This is a genomic window from Parasphingomonas puruogangriensis, assembly GCF_036663635.1.
Classification (GTDB): domain Bacteria; phylum Pseudomonadota; class Alphaproteobacteria; order Sphingomonadales; family Sphingomonadaceae; genus Sphingomonas.
The window spans coordinates 75,481-89,084 of sequence record NZ_JAXOJI010000005.1 but is presented as its reverse complement, the minus strand read 5'-3'; the positions used below and the strand labels follow the sequence as shown (position 1 = coordinate 89,084).

11 protein-coding genes are annotated in these 13,604 nt (G+C 61.7%); 5 read left to right on the top strand and 6 right to left on the bottom strand.

Translation table 11 applies throughout. From position 1 onward, the window contains the following. Positions 1-12 precede the first annotated feature (12 nt). Entirely contained in the window at positions 13-657 is a 645-nt protein-coding gene (locus U1739_RS21220; protein ID WP_443025559.1) for a lasso peptide biosynthesis B2 protein, read from the top strand. Then, on the top strand, positions 654-2,420 hold the full coding sequence (locus tag U1739_RS13345; RefSeq protein ID WP_332708862.1) for an asparagine synthase-related protein: 1,767 nt from the start codon (positions 654-656) through the stop codon (positions 2,418-2,420). Before U1739_RS21220 ends, U1739_RS13345 begins: the two co-directional genes overlap by 4 nt. Here U1739_RS13345 and U1739_RS13340 read toward each other — a convergent pair. The 4 genes from U1739_RS13340 to U1739_RS13325 all read right to left on the bottom strand — a co-directional run bounded on the left by U1739_RS13340 (position 2,398) and on the right by U1739_RS13325 (position 8,969). Next, on the bottom strand, positions 2,398-4,389 hold the full coding sequence (locus U1739_RS13340; protein WP_332708860.1) for an Atxe2 family lasso peptide isopeptidase: 1,992 nt from the start codon (positions 4,387-4,389) through the stop codon (positions 2,398-2,400). The two genes, U1739_RS13345 and U1739_RS13340, sit on opposite strands and share 23 nt — an antisense overlap. Before the next feature lie 38 nt (positions 4,390-4,427). After that, complete coding sequence (locus U1739_RS13335; RefSeq protein WP_332708858.1) at positions 4,428-7,340, bottom strand: TonB-dependent receptor; 2,913 nt, start codon at positions 7,338-7,340, stop codon at positions 4,428-4,430. Positions 7,341-7,428: 88 nt separating this feature from the next. Then, complete coding sequence (locus U1739_RS13330) at positions 7,429-8,430, bottom strand: FecR family protein (protein ID WP_332708856.1); 1,002 nt, start codon at positions 8,428-8,430, stop codon at positions 7,429-7,431. Further along, positions 8,427-8,969 carry an RNA polymerase sigma factor gene (locus U1739_RS13325; protein WP_332708854.1) on the bottom strand — a complete coding sequence of 181 codons (543 nt, stop codon included), beginning with the start codon at positions 8,967-8,969 and terminating at the stop codon, positions 8,427-8,429. Before U1739_RS13325 ends, U1739_RS13330 begins: the two co-directional genes overlap by 4 nt. Before the next feature lie 425 nt (positions 8,970-9,394). Here U1739_RS13325 and U1739_RS13320 point away from each other — a divergent pair, with 425 nt between their 5' ends. Next, positions 9,395-10,333, top strand: a complete 939-nt coding sequence (locus U1739_RS13320; protein ID WP_332708852.1) for a LysR family transcriptional regulator — start codon at positions 9,395-9,397, stop codon at positions 10,331-10,333. Positions 10,334-10,337: 4 nt separating this feature from the next. Then, positions 10,338-10,718 (top strand): hypothetical protein, encoded by a 381-nt coding sequence (locus tag U1739_RS13315; protein WP_332708850.1) that lies wholly within the window; start codon positions 10,338-10,340, stop codon positions 10,716-10,718. A 21-nt stretch (positions 10,719-10,739) separates the two neighbouring features. Here the strand turns inward: U1739_RS13315 and U1739_RS13310 are convergent, their stop codons facing one another. Both U1739_RS13310 and U1739_RS13305 read right to left on the bottom strand, forming a co-directional pair. After that, complete coding sequence (locus U1739_RS13310; protein ID WP_332709235.1) at positions 10,740-11,048, bottom strand: AIPR family protein; 309 nt, start codon at positions 11,046-11,048, stop codon at positions 10,740-10,742. Between the two features lie 491 nt (positions 11,049-11,539). Beyond that, complete coding sequence (locus U1739_RS13305) at positions 11,540-12,367, bottom strand: helix-turn-helix transcriptional regulator (RefSeq protein WP_332708848.1); 828 nt, start codon at positions 12,365-12,367, stop codon at positions 11,540-11,542. Positions 12,368-12,463: 96 nt separating this feature from the next. On the opposite strand from U1739_RS13305, the gene U1739_RS13300 reads away from it, so the two are divergent. Beyond that, positions 12,464-13,366, top strand: coding sequence for an SDR family oxidoreductase (locus U1739_RS13300; protein WP_332708846.1), 903 nt, complete (start codon positions 12,464-12,466; stop codon positions 13,364-13,366). Positions 13,367-13,604 lie beyond the last annotated feature (238 nt).

Sequence of the window (13,604 nt, the reverse complement as noted above, 5' to 3'; positions counted from 1 at the left end):
GCTGCACAAGCCATGTACTGGCGCCTTCACCCCACCCTCTACGCGTGCGTCGCTTCGGACAGGCTCATCCTTCTGGACATTGAGCGCGACCGCTATTCTGCCGTGCCACGAGAAGTTGCCGGTCCGGCCATCGCGTGGTTGCGCGCGCGCGACGGGAGCTGCGCGCCCGACGCTTTTGCCGCGCTTCTCGGGATGCACGATGGGAGCTCCGCGTTTCGAAACGAGCAGCCACATCAGCTCACTGCACCGAGCGTGGCGACGCCGCAATCGTCTCGTAGGCACGCATCGCCGTGGTCAATCCTGTCCGTCTTTGTGGCGGTCGCCGCGACCTGGCTTGCGTTGCGCATTACGAGACTTGGCGGGATTCTGCAGCGGCGCGGAAAGGCTAGAACCGTGGGACCGAGGGTCGAGGACGCCGTTCTTCGCGATCAAGCCCAAACGTTTTTGGATGCGCGCCGATGGTGTCCGATCAAATCCAACTGCCTACTCGACTCGCTGGCGTTTGATCGTTGGTTGGGCAGTCCAAGCGATGTCCGGCTCGTGTTCGGGGTGTTGGGCCAGCCGTTCGAGGCCCATTGCTGGGTACAGTCTGACGTCCATATCCTCAACGACAGCTACGATCGCGTCTCGCGGTTCGAACCGATTCTGAGCGTATGAATATTGCGCCTCTTTTCGTGGTCGTGCATGACCCTGCTGCCACCTTGCCGCCGCGCATCGACCAGTTTCTCAAGGCGCGCGCGCACGCTTCGGGCCTCGGCCGGTTGTATGAGGGCAACGGAGTCGTGGCGTTTGGCGACCCAGCAGCGCCCCATCTTCAGCTTCGCAACAGTGCCGGATTGATCTGGGGCGTTCTTTTCGACCGCACGACTGATCTGCGGGTTACTGACCCCGAGCAGATCGAATCGACCAACGGCTCGATCGCAAACCTCGCAGAGCGCCAGTGGGGAGGGTTCCTTTCGATCCGACAATCCGGCCGACTGGTGGAAGTGTATCGCGACCCATCGGGGTCCATTCCCTGTTATCATTTTCAAGTCGATGGCGCCGAAGTGTTCACGACCCGTCCCGCCATGTTCGTCGATGCCGGATTGCTCCGCGCCGAGATCGAATGGACGCTCCTGACGCAAGCCCTTGTGTACCGTGACCTCCGACCGGCGCGTACGCCGCTACGTGGGGTCAGTGAAGTCCAGCCGGGAACGGCCGTCAGATTCGACGACGGGCTGTTGCGTGTCGAAACGGTCTGGTCGCCTTGGCGCTTCACAGGGTCAGAAATGGGGGCGGAGGCCGCTGACAAGGCAATCGAGCGTGTCCAGCGAGCGGTAACCAACTGTGTTGGCGCTTGGGGGCGCTGCTTTAATCGCCCGCTGATCGAGATTTCCGGTGGCCTGGACTCCTCCATCATCGCTGCGGTTCTCGCTCAAGCCGATGTCGGCTCCGAGTGCGTGACGTTTGCTCCCTCCGAAGGCGACCCGGACGAGACGCCCTACGCGAGAGCGGCGACCGAATATCTCGGCCTACGACTGGAGGTGCTCCGAGCAAACGTTGCCGATGTCGACCTGAGGCGAACGCAAGCGCGCGATCTGCCCCGGCCGGCCGCGCGGTGCTTTACGCAGGCTCATGATGTGCAGTTGCGATCGGTGGGAGCGAAGATTGGCGCCGATGCGTTTTTCAGCGGCGGCGGTGGGGACAATGTCTTTGCTTATCTGAAGTCGGTGCTTCCGGTCATCGACCGCTGGAAGCGAGGTGGTGGCGGTGTGCTTGCCACGATGACCGACATGGCCGCGCTCGCGGAGGTAAGCCTGTGGGAAGTCGTTGCCCAATCGATCAAACGGCTCATCCGCCTGCGCGCGGTGCGGAAATGGGCCGGCGACGAACGGTTCCTGGACAGCCGTGCCCTGCATGACCTGCCATTTCCGCAAGATCATCCGTGGATCGACGCACCAGCGCACGTGTTACCCGGCAAGCGGGTTCACGGGCATTCGATGATCGTGATCCAAAATCATCTCGAAGGTTTTGACCGGCTCCAGGATGCTCCGATCATTTCGCCCCTGATGTCGCAACCGATTGTCGAGACCTGCATGGCAATACCGACATGGGTGTGGTGCGAAGGCGGGATGAACCGGGCGATTGCCAGGAAGGCGTTCGCGGAACGTCTACCATCCGCGGTCATTGAGCGGCGAACGAAGGGTGCGTTCGACTCCTATTGCGCGAAGGTCTTCGTCGCGAACCGCGGGACGGTCCGCGACATGCTGCTGGGCGGTGCGCTTGCCGGGCAAGGACTGCTTGATTTGTCCGCAATCGAAATGAAGCTGGCGAACGACGTCGCCGACCGGAGCGACATGGTTCGCCTGCTGGATCTCGTTGATGCGGAGGCCTGGGTCGGAGCCTGGGCATCTCGCTCTAGTTCGCAATACGGGCTTTGAGCGCCCGCCATCTGGTCATTGCCGCCGCATCGCGGGCAGCGCTGCTTGGCTCATCCTTGAGCCAGAAATCGAACCAGGCGAGGTTGCGCTCATAGACCGCGAGACGATGGGCCGGCTGATATTTGATGTGATATTCGTCGGGGAAGACGTACATCTCGACGGGTGCCTTCGCGTGGTCGAGAGCGGCATATGTTTCCAGCGCCAGCCGATACTCGCGGTCAGCGAGTTGCATCAGCAACGGCGTATGGATTCGCCCGGCATTGGCGGCAAGCGAGATTGGCTTCCAGAATTGGGGGTCGTCAACGCCCGGTGGAGGATATCCCCATTTCTTGGTGGTATCGGAATAGGCGAGGCCGACGGCTGGCGGTACATCCGCTGAATCGCAGCAACTGCTGGTGATCGCAGCGCGAAATCTATTCGAGTTGATGAGCGCGAACTGGACGGTAAGGCCGCCATCGCTGAGGCCCGTAAGGCCAATTCGGTCTGGGTCTGCAACGCCACGTTCTAGAACCGCATCGATGCCTGCCTCAAGACTTGCAAGAACACGCCGACGATCGGCCCATCCAGTCGTGTTGATCCGCTGATAGCTGTTGCTATCCGCCGCTCCGCTCGTTCGGGCCGGCGGCACTGGTCTTTGAACGCTGAGCACCGCATAGCCGCGCGCCGCGAACACGTGGATCGGATATTCGTCGCCCACGCCGCCGCGCAGGAAGCCCCGGCTGGTGTACTGAACGATGACCAGCGGATGGCGCTGCCCTGGCGCATGATCCGGGGGCAGAACCAGATCACCGTAACTGGCAATCCCATCTGAAGCGATCCAGCGAAGCCGTTCGACTGCGCCTAGGGGCATAGCGGCAATTTCGGGGTTAGGATCGTACAGCGTGGTCCTCGTACCGCTATCAAGATCGATGGCGAGGATGGTACGCGGGTGCGATGCCGTTTCGTGGGCACAGATTAGGCTCTGGCCAGCAAGGTCGCAACTTTCCAGAAGCTCGTCGGTGTCAAGAATGCGTTGGGGCGCTCGATCCCGATCGAGACGCCAGCGATACAGTTCGGAACGTCCGCCATTCTCGGCGTTTCCGGTGCGCAGGAACACTAGTTCGTGTGCGTCCCTGACCCACAGGCCGGCCACGCGCGAACTGCAGGGGCTACCACAGATCAGCGCGCGATTGGCAAACTCGACATTGAGCTGAAGCGCCGGAATGTACTGGGCGGGCGTGCGGGGAGCGAGCCAAGCCCTTCCGCCGCCCTTGAGGCGGACAAAGAGCGCCGCGTCGGCGGGGCGATCAGCATCTGTCACCAGCGGTGGGTTAGCGACCACATGCCCATCTGCGGCGTCGATCGCGGTGGTTTCGAACGGTTGCGGCAGCGGGCTTGGCCGCGCTTCGGAAATCGCCCAGAACCTGCGATCGTACAGATAGCCCGAGCGCCCCTCCTGGGCCAGGCCGGCATCCGCGTTCGCCCCAGGTCGGGTTGTGACGCGCAACGCGGACGATGACGCCCATTCCACTTTGCGGACGTCATCGTGAAATACGGTCACCGGCCGCGCACGACCGGTGATGGAGGCCACCCACGCCTGGACGATCCCGCGGTCACGCCGCAGATAGGCGACCGATCGACTATCCGGCGACCAAAGAGGTGCCGTGTCGTCGATCGGCCCGTTGACGATATCCGGGATTCCCCGAAGATCACCTTTTGCGAGAATAGGATCGCCGCCAACATCGGCGAGCCTTGGCTCTGCATCGCCAGCCAGCGGCACGAGGACGACGCCAAAACAATAGTCGTTCTTGTCTGGATTTGCGCGTCTCAGCATCAGCGCCGCCCATTTTCCGTCGGGTGAGACACTGAGATCGCCAAAATCGCGCGTTTCCATGAGCGAGCGCGCGCTGAGCGACGCTTCTCTCGGTGACAGCTTTCCCGGGTGGAGTTGCGACCGACAATCCGCCCATGCGGGTGCCGCCCCGGCCATCGCGGTTACGAGCAATGCCGAACTTAAGGGCCCCCATCTCACCATTTGCGCGAGACCTGAAGAGAGAAGACACGTCCTGCCGGATTCGCATTTTCAGGGTCGTAGCCATAGGTGTAGGGCCCGACGAGATAGGCCGCATAGGGTGGATCCCGGTCGAACAGGTTGGTCGCGCTGAGAGCGATACGTAGCCCACCAAGCGCGCCGGCATCGGCGGGGACCGCATAGTTCAGTTGAAGGTCGAGGGTCGTCCACGACGTGACCTTCTCTGGCGTGGCCGTGGTGCGGTTGGTATAGCTGTCGACATAATTTGCGGTGAGAACCCCGCGGAAGCGACCTGATGTCCACCCGACATGGCCGCGCATGCGAAGATCGGCTGGGCTGCCAAGCGTATCGACGACATCGACAGGCTCGGCGGTGGCGCTGAGCGCTTGCCTGATATGGAACAAATATGTTCCCGACGCCCCGACATCGGCTCGTCCTTTTCCGAGGTCGAATGCATATGCCAGATCCAGATCGGCCCCCGACTGACGAACGACGGCCAAGTTCTGAAGCCGAGCATCGGCAACTGCTCTGATCGTCGATGGGGCGATCCCGAACGGGTTGATGAAAAAGGGATCGGCATAAAGTTCAGCGATGCGGGCCGCTGTGGGTTTGTCTGCGATGACCGGGGCGTAGGTCGCCCGGTCCGTCAGGAAACTGAGGAGCTGATTTGCGGGGCTCGATATCCGGTCGCGATAGTCGATGTCGAACCAGGTTGCGCTGGCGCGGAACCCCGATATCCCGCTTGGCGTGATGTCGGCACCGAAGGTGATCGTCTTCGCTCGCTCAGGGCGAAGCGCCGGATCATTGCCGCGGATGACAATGACATTCGTGGTCCCGGTGGGTGAGGCCGGATCGGGCAAGGGATAGGCGAATACCAGCTGTGCGCCGGGGTCCTGGCGCAGATCATTAAAGCCCGGTGCACGGAAGGATTTGCCGTAGCTACCGCGAAAGGTGAGGCCTTTAACCGCGGTCCAGTTCAGTCCGAGCTTCGGATTAGTTGTTGTGCCAAAGTCACTGTAGCGCTCGGTCCGCACCGCAGCTGACACGTCCAGGCGACGAAAGACGGGGAGGCCGTTGCTAACTCCGAACACTGGAACAAGCAGTTCGACATAAGCCGCGCGGACCGTGCGGGGCGCCGGAAGCGCGATGCCGGCTAACTCCGTTGGCGTTGCCCTGGTAACGTCGTTGATCGTCGGCGTGATGCGGTAATACTCTTTTCGATATTCGCTACCGACCGCCAACTGTACAGTCCCTGCGGGCAACGAGAATAACGGCCCGTTGGCGCGCAAAGTTGCCGACCACACGATGCCGGTATTCCCGGTGGTGAGCGAGCCTCGCACCCGGTCGATCGTCGCCAGATTGGTGAACACCCCGTCCCCGAGCAGATTATAGGCGGTCGCCGGATTTGTATCCGCAAGCGCTGCGGCGAGCCGTATCGTGTTCACTCGGTTGTAGCTGGTGCTGCGTTCGTATTGACGGCCCCAAGTTCCATGCGCGTCGATCGCCCAGCGGTCGAGGTCAAGCGCGAAGCCGGCGGTTGCGCCATAGGCGTGCGCTTTGCCGCGTGAACCTTCAGGTCCGAGGTCACGGACGAAACTGTATTGAACACCGATTGGCAAATGCGTGCCTAGAGGGTCCACATAATATGGGTTGGTGGTGGGCACCGTACGGGTCGCGTCGCCGGAGGGTCGCACGTGCAGGTCGAAGTTGCGCAGCGTCGCCAGACCGTGAGCGTAGAATTTTAGATCGCCCGAGACATGCTGGCTGAGAGACGCGAATACCGAATGACGCCGCTGCATCGGCAGCAGATCGGTCCCGAGCCAAGCATCGCCCCGATTTGCGGTGCCCGGAGTCAGCATTGCAGCGGTCAGTTCCGTTCCGTTCTGCCCGCGCGGGACGGCGAATGTCGTACCGCCCGTGACGATCGTGCCAGGGTTTGAGAATGTGCCGCGACGGTCCGGACCGCCAAAGCGCGTCAGATCGTCGGTTGCGAAGTCGCGGTCGGTGGCGGGCAATCTATCGCGTCGATAGAATTCATACGCCAGCATGACGCGGCCCGATGACCAGCGCGTGCCGAGCAACTGACTGAAGCCATATTCCTCATAGTCCCCATCGGCGGTCCCGATACGGAAACTGCTTTCGGCGCCGTTAAAGGCAAGTCGCGGGATCAGGTTGACGACTCCCGCGACCGCGTCAGAGCCATAAATGGCGGAAGCTCCGTCCGGCACGACCTCGATGCGTTCGATCGCGACATTCGGGATCATCGATATGTCGGCAAAAACGCCGGTGGGCCCACCTAGCGCAGGCCGGTCGCCGTTGAGTAAAACGAGTGTCGAGCCGGTTCCGAGGCCCCGAAGATTGATGCTCGAGCCCGACGCCGTGTTGAGCCCCGCAGTGCCATTGAGGGTCGGTCCAGTGGCTGCTTCGCTCGGCCCTCCGCCAAAGTTCTGAGGGATGGACTGCAGGACCTGGGCGATCGTCGCATAGCCGCTGTCATCAATTGCCTTGCGATCGATCGAAATGACAGCCGAGCCGACCGGAGCGCTGCCGCGAATGCGGGTTCCGGTGACGACGATGTCCGGGGCCAGCTCCCCCGGCTCGGTAACCCCTTCCGGTCGAACAACGAACGTCGTGCCGACCAGGGACGCGCGCAGGCCTGAGCCGCGCAGCATTTCCCTCAGCGCCGTCTCAGCGGTGTATTTACCCCGCACGGGCCCGGACCGTCGACCTTCCACGAGGCTGTCGGCAACGATGATCTGTTGTCCGGACGCCGCCGCGAGCACGTTGATGGCGGTGCCGAGATCCTGCGACGCGATGTCATAGTCGCGGGCTGCGATCTGCTGTGCGTTGGCATATGGCGCCACAAGACATGTCGTTCCGAACAGGATTGTGTGTCCAAAGTTCTTCATGATTACCCTCCCCATTCCGCGTTTGATGCGGCTGGACGGGCAAGACGGCTGAGGGGCAAAATACCCCCCGAAAAAATTCAGGCGGCCGTCACTTCGGCAGAAGGGCAAGATTTCCGTTTGTTTCGGCTCGAACTTGCAGACCGAACGCCGCTGCCAGGCTCGCTGCCAGCGCGTTCACCGGCAGTGGCCGGAAGGTACCGGTGACACGTCGGTTGCCAAGAGACGTGTCAGCAAGCAAAATTTGCTGCCGCGAATATCGGTTGGTCTGGGCGAGAACGTCCGACAGCGGTACGCTCTTGAATACGAGCATGCCGGCGATCCATTGCTCGCTCGCTTTGTCTGAAATGAAAGGCTCAGGGGCTGTTTGCGTGCCTGGCGCCAAAACTGCGGTTTGGCCTGGCTTCAATTTGAACAATACAGCCGGCCGCATCTGCGGCACCCCCGCGCGGACATCGAGTGTGCCGTTCCGGGCCCAGAGGCAGACGCCTTGCGGAAGCAACGCGGCGTCGAAATAGCCTTCGGGCGCGATAATCTGGGAGTCGCCGGCCTCGACGATGAAGGCTTGCGCTGGATTGGCTCGGACGTCGAACCGCGCCCGCCCCCGGACAAGCTCTACACGGCGAGCACCGCCCGCAAAGTGGACATGGACCCGACTGTCCGTGTCGAGTGTGAGTTCCGAGCCATCGGGAAGATCAACCGTACGAACCTCCCCGACCGCGGTTTGCAGCAGGGTTGCGAACTGTTGCGAGGCCGGTGCTGGCGCTCGTCCGGCAGGCAGCAGATCCATGACGAACGCGACTGCAGCAGCTGCTGCGACGACAGCAGCAACCTTGGGTCCGCTTGCCCGAAATGGCGAACGCGCGCGCTCTAGCGAGCGATTTTGTCCCATCGCGGTGTCGTCGAGGCCCTCGGACAGGATCCAATTGTCCTGAAGCTGAGAGTAAGCGACGCGATGGCTGGCATCCGCCGCAAGCCAACGCTCGAACTCAGCACGGCCTTGTTCCGCTTCGGGGCCGCGCATCCGGCTCCACCAGTCCGAAGCGGCGTCGTGAACCGCGTCATCCCAGCCTTGCTTGGACTGCGACGTCATCCGAGGCGAGCCGTTATGCGGCCAATTTCGGCGATCGCTTTTGACATCTGCTTTTCCACGCCCTTCACGCTGAGCCCCGTCCATTCAGCAATTTCGCCATAAGTCATGCCATCGAGTCGGTGCGCGAGGAATATCTCTCGTGTTCTGGGCTTTAGCTTCTGAAGAGCCGCTTCGATCCGGCGGAGCCTATCACGGGCTTCCAGCCGCCCGACTTCATTCGCATCCGACATGGCGTTGTCGATCAGTTCGGGAACTGCGACCTCATTTCGACGCGCTGGCGAACCGGCACGGTCGCGCATCAGGTTGCGGCCGATCTGCTTCAGATACGCCGCGGGCCTCGCGATCTTGCCGCATGACTGATCGGCGTCGGTCAGCCTCAAAAATGCTTCCTGGGTAAGGTCTTCGGCTTCGGCAACGCTTGCGCGATTCCGCGTGAAGTAGCGCATGAGCGTGAGGCGATGTTCACGAAACAGCAGATCGAGGCGCGACCCCGCGCTTTCACTCGCCCCGCTTGGCCGCGTCGTAATCGGACGGGTCATGGTCGCCGTCCAACTCTTAAAACCGACCCACTATGCATACGGCCGCCCCTAGATGCGAGGCAGAGCCGGCTCAGCCGGGTGTTGAGAACATGTTTGGGAGCATGCGCCGACGCCTTTAGCCTTGCAGCTTGGACATACGCGCTGGCCACCCGGCAGGTGGGCCAAGTGAATTGATCTCCAAAACGAGGTTCTCACGCCTCGGTGTCGAGCATCCTCAACACAATCTCAAAATAAACCAAGATTCGATCGATTTGCAAGCGTCTATGGTCAAATCTATTCTTCTATTGAATGCCGCATCCTGGATAGACGACGTGATGCATTCGCTTGCAGCCACCATTTCTTGTAATTGCCACAAGGCCTTTTGCCGGACTAGCTGCCTTACTGCGCGCTCCCGATACCCGGGGCAAGGCGGACAAGGATGCGCCATGATCGATGTTCACCTCCTGCGCTATGCGCTGGCGGCGGGAGGGACCGGCAGTTTCAGCCGCGCCGCCGGCAAGTTTCGCGTGAAGCAGGCAACGCTGAGCAAGCGCATCCACTATTTGGAGTTGCGCCTGGGGCTGACCCTTTTTGACATCTCGACCAAAGGCGTGGAGCCGACGGCGGTCGGTTTACGCTTTCTGGCTCGTGCTCGCTCGGTCCTCGCTGATCTTGATGCGCTCTCGGCAGAAACCCAAGCGCTCGCGCGGGGCACCGCCGGCAGATTGAGGATCGCCTTCCAGAGTTCGCTCGCCGCCGGCGATTTGAAAGCGATCCTCAAGGCCTACCGTGCCCTGTGTCCCGACGTCGAACTCGAGCCCGCGGAGGGTGCTCGCGGCGCGCTGCTGACCCAGATAGACCGAGACGCGCTCGACGTCGCGATCCTAGCAGGCGATGTCGAGGAGCCGGGGCATGCTTCGCTATGTTTGTGGAGCGAACCTCTGACCGTGGTAATGGCGCACGGTCATCCGATGGAGCATCGCGCACCGTTATACTGGACGGATTTGCGACGCGCCTCCTTCCTTGTGACGACAGAGGATCCGGGTCCTTTGATAGCCAGGATTATTCGTGCCCGCATGTCCGGGCCGAGCTCGTCTCCCAGAATCTCATATCAAAATGTAAGCCGCGAAAATCTACTGAGCTTTGCGGTGCGCGACTGCGTTGCCGTTACGACGGGCGCCCTTACCGCAGCCGACCCGTCGATAGTGCTAAGGGCGGTTCATGACGCCTTCGGGCCGACGCGGATCGAACAGGTGCTGCATTGGCGGGCTGACAATCCCAACCCGGCGCTCAAGCGGTTCTTGGCGCTGGTAGCAGAGCGTTACGAAAGGCCGTTGGAGGACTTCGGCTTGCCGGCGAAGACTGGAAGCCCACCAACAGGATGAGAATGTGACCGCGCTTCGCCTTCGCCCGCAGACATCATTTTTCGCCCACGACAGTGATTGCTCCGCAACGCAGCCCAACCGCTCGCTTCGATACGTTCCGGTAGACTGCCGCCAAAAAAGTCTTTCGGCAGTTATGCGCCCTAATATCGGCCGTTCGAACACGCGCCTGCTGTTTCTGGAAGCTGCCGCCTTTTATCCCTCTTACAACGGTCGAGATTGGGACAATATCGCCCCGTTGGTCGCTACCGCGCACAAGGTTCGCGAACAGGCGCGCCACCATGGCGAAGCGTTCGGCTGCGCCCGCGCGGTCGAACTCGCGCTCGACTTCCGGTTGGCGTCGCTTTCAACGAAGCCTTTAGCGCGGAGGTTGCTGCGCCAGCGTTAGCCGCTGGCTGTGTCGTCGCTTTCAATATGGATGGCGTGATGGGCTTCCCATCGTGATTCTTGTAGAAATTCTGCGGCGATCGTAAAATAGACCACTAGCACGACGCGCCTCCTCGATGTCGCGCTGAACCTTATCGGTAGCCCGGAGGGACGCAGGTTCGACGCGATTTTGGAAGTTGGTCGCCTTGATGATCTTGTCCCGGGTCTCCTCGTCACCGAACGCCACGACCTCGATCATCACCTGTCGCGAGTCGGCGGGCGCGCCGCCATCGAAATTGGACGCGATCTGGGAAGACGTCTGTAGCCCGTTCACGATCTGCAGATTCTCGATGATAACGGTATCGCTATTGAGGATGGCCTTGCTCGACAGGGCGCGCGGGACGCCATCAGCGGCTACAGCGTCATCACTGCATTGCCGCAGCCGCGCGGAAATTTCGACCTCCTTAAAAAACCGCTGTCCTACAACAAACCATATAGGTTAGCAGTGATTTTTAGGAGGTGGCTTTTATGCCTGAATTTAATGCCCCGCTCTTGCTCGCTCTCGCCGCCCTGATCAGCAGCCTGTCATCTTTGGTTTGGGCGTGGAGGCGCAAACCTTGACGTTCTTCCACCGAGAATGCCTGCGCATCCTATGCATCCCTTGCAAGTTGGAAGCCGGTTGGCCAGGTGGCGGGCAACAGTGACGCCTATAAATTGCCTGCGATCCGGGGGATGTGGATGGGCCGAGCTGAACGCGCGGCCGAGATTAGGAGAGTCAGGTCGACAGCCATATGTCTACTCTGAGTCCGTAGCCACCGGAGACCATCGGACTTATTGGTCGTCCTAAATTTCCAGCAGCCGGCACAGCCTATCAGCATCTTCTTGCGATGCAGGGTTATAGATAATCATGCCAAGTTCGGGCCGCCCTTCGACGGAGAATGACGAATAATCCATCGCGAGCAGCCCGGCGTCTGGATGATAGATCCGCTTTACGCCCTCACCATGCGCTACCACGTCGTTATCCTGCCACAGCGCTTCGAAGTCGGGGCTGAGGCGGGACAGTTCGGCAACGAGCTTGGTAACTTCGGCGCTGGTGCTGGCGTTCGCGCGCGCCACGTCGGCGCGGAACGCACCGACGACGAAGCGGGCGATGCTGTCAAAATCCGCGTTCCGGGCGCGGATGTGGTCACTGCCGAACATCAGACGCAGAATGTTGCGCCCCTCGCGTGGTAGCTTGGCATAGTCGGTCAACAGCACTGCAGCAGCGCGGTTCCAGCCGACCACGTCCCACATCGCGGTCTTGATGATTGCTGGGCTTAGCACCATTCCGTCGAGCACGCGCTGCAGTCGCGGCGTGATGCCCTCGACGGGCTGATAGCGCGCCTCGGGCGGGCGGCCGAGGCCGAGCATATAGAGGTGTTCGCGCTCCGGTTCGGTAAGCATCAGACCCTTGGCGATCCGGTCAAGCACGTCAGCCGATGGCGCGCCGCCGCGGCCCTGCTCCAGCCAAGTGTACCATGTCGGGCTTATGTTCGCGCGGCTCGCTACCTCTTCGCGGCGCAGGCCGGGGGTACGACGCCGGGCGCCAGTAAAACCAAACGCTGCTGGATCAAGCCGGGTGCGGCGATCCCTCAGATAGGCGCCGAGCGGGTTAGGCGCCTCATTGGCCATAAATCGTCCTGTTGCACGTTATACCATGATAACATCACTACTTTAACAGGTTTTGTCAGCCCGCGATATGCCGCTCCTCCAGTCAGGAGATCTAACATGCGCGTTTTTCTAACAGGAGCGACCGGCTTTATCGGCTCGCACATCATTCCCGAACTACTCGCGTCCGGCCATCGGGTGCTTGGCCTCACCCGTACCGACGCCGGTGCCCGGCAGCTCGAAGCGGCCGGCGTCGAAGTTTATCGCGGCGACCTGGAACGGCCCGAGACGCTCTCCAGCGGCGCGGCGGCGGCAGACGCGGTGATACACTGCGCGTTCGACCACAATTTCCAGACCTTCTTCGAAAACACGAAGAAGGACGCGCGTAACATCGCCGCGATGGGCGACGCGTTGGCGGGGACGCAAAAGCCAATCCTGATCACCTCGGGCATCGGCATCGGCACGCCGCTGAGCGGCGGCGCAGCGACCGAGGACGTGCTCAACCCGCGCCACGCCAATCCGCGTATCGCGACCGAGCTTGCCGGTGCCGCGTTGATCGCGCGAGGCATCGACGTACGCACCATCCGGCTACCGCAAGTGCACGACACCACCAGGGCTGGGCTAATTACGCCGCTGGTCGCCGAGGCACGTCGCGCTGGGGCGATGGCGTATATTGGTGAGGGAAAGACGCGCTGGTCCGCGGCGCATATCAGCGACGTGGCGAAGCTCTACGTCCTGGCATTGGAGAAGGGTGATCCGGGCGCGCGTTATCATGCGTCGGTCGAGGAAGGCGTCACCGCCCGCGCGATCGCCGAGGCGATCGGGGACGGTACCGGGTTGCCCGTCCGTTCGATTGCGGCGGACGAGGTCGAGCGCTACTTCGGCTGGATGGCACCCTTCGCTGTGCTCGACATGATCGCTTCGAACGCTTGGACGCGCGACCGGCTGGGCTGGAAGCCGACCGGCCCCGATCTGCTTACCGATCTCGCCGCGATGGATTATTCAGTGCCCACGACGGCCTGATCAACCGCCGTTGCTCCCTCGTCAGTTACATTGGCGAGCTTGTGAGCAACGGCATCGGCCGCGTCCCATAGGAGGCGTCGCCCGTTTCCGGCGACATGAACGAGCGGCCGATTTTGGGGCGCCGCGCGGAGGGCTGGAACGTCGCCGTCTGGGCCAATGCTATCGAACGCTCAAATCAAAATTCAGCAAAGCGCCATTTCCTAAACGCTCACGCTCACGATAGTGAATTGACAGCCTG

What these genes read in the sequence shown, in the direction of transcription:
- U1739_RS13340 (WP_332708860.1), bottom strand. Translation starts at nt 4,389, where the DNA reads ATGGCCGGGGCGGCACCCGCATGGGCGGATTGTCGGTCGCAACTCCAC.
- U1739_RS13330 (WP_332708856.1), bottom strand. Translation starts at nt 8,430, where the DNA reads ATGACGTCGCAGTCCAAGCAAGGCTGGGATGACGCGGTTCACGACGCC.
- U1739_RS13305 (WP_332708848.1), bottom strand. Translation starts at nt 12,367, where the DNA reads ATGGCCAATGAGGCGCCTAACCCGCTCGGCGCCTATCTGAGGGATCGC.
- U1739_RS21220 (WP_443025559.1), top strand. Translation starts at nt 13, where the DNA reads ATGTACTGGCGCCTTCACCCCACCCTCTACGCGTGCGTCGCTTCGGAC.
- U1739_RS13325 (WP_332708854.1), bottom strand. Translation starts at nt 8,969, where the DNA reads ATGACCCGTCCGATTACGACGCGGCCAAGCGGGGCGAGTGAAAGCGCG.
- U1739_RS13335 (WP_332708858.1), bottom strand. Translation starts at nt 7,340, where the DNA reads ATGAAGAACTTTGGACACACAATCCTGTTCGGAACGACATGTCTTGTG.
- U1739_RS13320 (WP_332708852.1), top strand. Translation starts at nt 9,395, where the DNA reads ATGATCGATGTTCACCTCCTGCGCTATGCGCTGGCGGCGGGAGGGACC.
- U1739_RS13345 (WP_332708862.1), top strand. Translation starts at nt 654, where the DNA reads ATGAATATTGCGCCTCTTTTCGTGGTCGTGCATGACCCTGCTGCCACC.
- U1739_RS13300 (WP_332708846.1), top strand. Translation starts at nt 12,464, where the DNA reads ATGCGCGTTTTTCTAACAGGAGCGACCGGCTTTATCGGCTCGCACATC.